At 57.0% G+C, this 1888-nt stretch carries 2 protein-coding genes and 1 pseudogene; all 3 read right to left on the bottom strand.

What is annotated here, in order from left to right:
- On the bottom strand, nucleotides 1–409 hold a 409-nt coding region (locus tag B5F19_RS16690; protein ID WP_204248361.1), incomplete at its 3' end, for a phage replisome organizer N-terminal domain-containing protein.
- Nucleotides 410–521: 112 nt separating this feature from the next.
- Nucleotides 522–908, bottom strand: coding sequence for a cysteine-rich VLP domain-containing protein (locus tag B5F19_RS16685; protein WP_087292876.1), 387 nt, complete (start codon nucleotides 906–908; stop codon nucleotides 522–524).
- Nucleotides 898–1888 (bottom strand): annotated as a pseudogene (locus tag B5F19_RS16680) (relaxase); the annotation flags it as partial. The pseudogene B5F19_RS16680 and the gene B5F19_RS16685, both read right to left, overlap by 11 nt.

The raw sequence follows: 1888 nt of genomic DNA, 5'->3' as shown, positions 1-1888 counted from the left end.
ATTTGTCCGCCCCGGCCTTTGGCAAGGCTTTTTGTTCCTGCAAAGCCAGCCTTGCCCGCCGTTTTCGCTCCCCCTCGGTAGAGGATTGGCCGATCAGCAGTTCAATGTTGCTCATATACAGCGCGCCGCTTGGCAGCGGCTCCACAAGCCCCAGCTTCATAAAAATCTGCAAGGCTCGTTCTACGGTGCCGACTTGCTGGCGGGTAATGGTGGCAATCATCTGCGCGGTGTAGGGGATATTTTCATCAAGCTGCAACTTCCCGCCGTTTTTCAGCGATTTCAAGTACAATTTCAAGAGAATGTTGGAATAGAGGATGCCGTCCTGCATACTTTCCAGCAGCACGATAGCGTCCTCGTCAAAGTAATTCTCTTTCAGCTTGAGGTAGTAGTATTTTCGGTTGTCTGACATGGTTCCTCCTTTGGGTGGATTTGGGGCGTTTGTACGCATTTAGAACGCCGTTTCCGGGGGAAAAGGATAAATGTATCGCATACCCTTTGACACCCACGAAAAAAGCCTTGATTTATGCGGGTTTGAAAGGCTCTAAAGCGTGACATTTATGCCTTTGTTTCCGCTTTCGCTCGGTGGCTTTGATTTTCTTCATGCGTCCGGCGCAGTCGGGGCAGTATTTTCCCCGGTTGGATTTGGGGACAAAGGCCGCCCCGCAGACGGCGCAGCATTTCCGGCTCCCCCGGTACAAAAGGGCTGCGGCCAGCTCCCCGTCAAGAGGCAGGACAGCCACACGGAACCAGCGGCACATGAGGGAAAGGGAAATGCTCTGGACGCACACGCAAGGCTCCCCGTCGTCTAACAGCAGGCAGTTCCCCCCGTCGTAGTTACAGCACTCATGCACCAGCCGCCGCGCCCGCCGGTGCTGGCGGTAGTCCATGCGGGGCAGGTTATCGCTCATGGCTCTGCTCCTTTCTGCGGTGGGGTTCCTCCCGGCGCAAAATCTGGTCGATGTTCCGCTTGACCGTCTGCAACTCCTTGAACCGCTGTTTCTGTTCGTGGTAGGTGTTATACAAGCCGTCTTTCTCGGAGATAAGCTGCTCGATCTCGGCCTGCAACGCTTTCCGGGCGGGCAGCTTGGTAATGCCATGCGCCTTGAAATACCGGGCGGCGGCTTCGGCTATAATAAAATCGCTCTCATTTGCCTGCCGGTAGGCGGTGCGGGCTTTCTCGGATTTCTGCGCCCGCAGCCCCTCGCGGGTGGGCTTGGTCTTAGCGTAGGCAAGTACCTGTTGCTGCAACTCCTTTTTCCCTTGTAGCTTGGTTTCCAGCGTTTTCAGCTTGCCGCTGGTCTGGCGCATTTCCTGATAGGCGGTATCAACGGCGGCTTCTAACTGCTCCGGGGAAGTGAAGCCGTATTCCTGATACACATTCAGCGTCGCGGCCATCTGTTTAAGGTTGTGCATGGTCGCCCAACGCTCATAGCCCCGGCCTTTGCCCTCGGCTTTCTTCTGCTCAATGTCCACAAGCCGCTGCACATTCGGAGCGGTTTGAGGGGCTTTTGTGGGCTGTATGCCGGTTTTCCCATGCCGCTGGTATTCGGGTATGGCTGCGGCCTTTTCTGCGGCTCTGGCGGCGTTCTGCTCCAAAACGGCAAGGACAGCGGCGCGGTCAAAATCGTCGCCCAGCTTGCGGGCGGTAATGGGCTTTGTCCTGTCCGGCGTGAGGTAACTAAGCCGCCCCCGGCTCTCCTTGACGGCCACGCCCTCCCGCAGCAGCAGAGAGGAAAACTCGTCAAAGCTGGCGGCGGTGGCAAGGGCTTTCCGTATGGTCTGCCGCAGCTTCTCCTTGTTCGTTTCAAACTTGGTCTGCCGGGGCGTGATACCGCCTGCAATCATGGGGGCGTTCTGCTTGTCCAGCGCGGCCTGTCCCTTTTTCTGC

Source organism: Pseudoflavonifractor sp. An184 (assembly GCF_002160305.1).
In the GTDB taxonomy this organism is placed as follows: Bacteria; Bacillota; Clostridia; order Oscillospirales; family Oscillospiraceae; genus Lawsonibacter; species Lawsonibacter pullicola.
Note: the sequence above shows the minus strand (reverse complement) of the source record. Positions and strands in the feature narration are given on the sequence as shown.